Consider the following 1,048-nt stretch of genomic DNA (forward strand, 5'->3'; position numbering starts at 1 on the left):
GGTTCCGGCCGTGACGACCGTCACCGACACCATCGACGCCTCGACGGTCAAATTGACCGCCGATACCTCAGTGGCTGAGGGCGGCACCGTCACTTACACCGCCACGGTCGGTGCGCCGGTTACCGGTTCGCCGGTTGTCGTGACCCTGGCCAACGGCCAGAACATCACCATCGCTGTCGGCCAGACTACCGGCACCGCGACCTTCACCGCGCCGAACGATGCGTTGACCGGTCAAGCTCCGCTGACTAACTCGATTACTGGCGTAACCGGCGGCAACTTTGAAAATCTGGTTGCCGACAAAACTCCGGTATCGACCACTGTCACCGACGTTACCGACACCACCAATCTGACCTTGAGCGCTACCAATTCGGTCGCCGAGGGTGGTCAGATCACCTACACCGCGACATTGAGCAGCGCTGCTGGCTCGCCAGTCACCGTAACCCTGTCCAACGGCGCCGTAATCACCATCAAAGCGGGCGAAACGAGCGGCACCGCAACCGTCCCAGCACCAACCGATGACGTCTACAAAGACGCCGGTTCGGTACAGGCGACGATCACCGGCGCCACAGGTGGCAACTTCGAAAACCTGGTGCCGAGCACCACGCCAGCAGTCACTCAGGTCATCGATACCATCGACACCTCGACGGTCAGATTGACCGCCGATTCCTCGGTGGCTGAAGGCGGCACCGTGACTTACACCGCGACTGTGGGCGCGCCGGTTACTGGTTCGCCTGTGGTCGTGACGTTGGCCAACGGCCAGAACATCACCATTGCTGTAGGCCAGACCACCGGTACCGCGACCTTCACCGCACCGAACGATGCGCTGACTGGTCAGGCTCCGCTAACAAACTCGATTACAGGCGTCACGGGCGGTAACTTCGAAAACCTGGTAGCAGACAAAACGCCAGTCTCGACCAACATCACCGACGTCGCCGACACCACCAACCTGTCGCTGAGCGCGACCGGCTCTGTGGCAGAAGGCGGCTCGATTGTTTACACCGCGACACTGACCAACCCAGCCGGCACGCCAGTCACCGTGACCTTGTCG

At 61.5% G+C, this 1,048-nt stretch carries 1 protein-coding gene; it reads left to right on the forward strand.

Annotated features, from left to right (window positions below):
- Positions 1 to 1,048, forward strand: a 1,048-nt coding sequence (locus HU727_RS25475; RefSeq protein ID WP_217847154.1) for an immunoglobulin-like domain-containing protein, incomplete at both ends; no start/stop codon positions are given.

Source organism: Pseudomonas khorasanensis (genome assembly GCF_014268505.2).
Lineage (GTDB): Bacteria > Pseudomonadota > Gammaproteobacteria > Pseudomonadales > Pseudomonadaceae > Aquipseudomonas > Aquipseudomonas khorasanensis.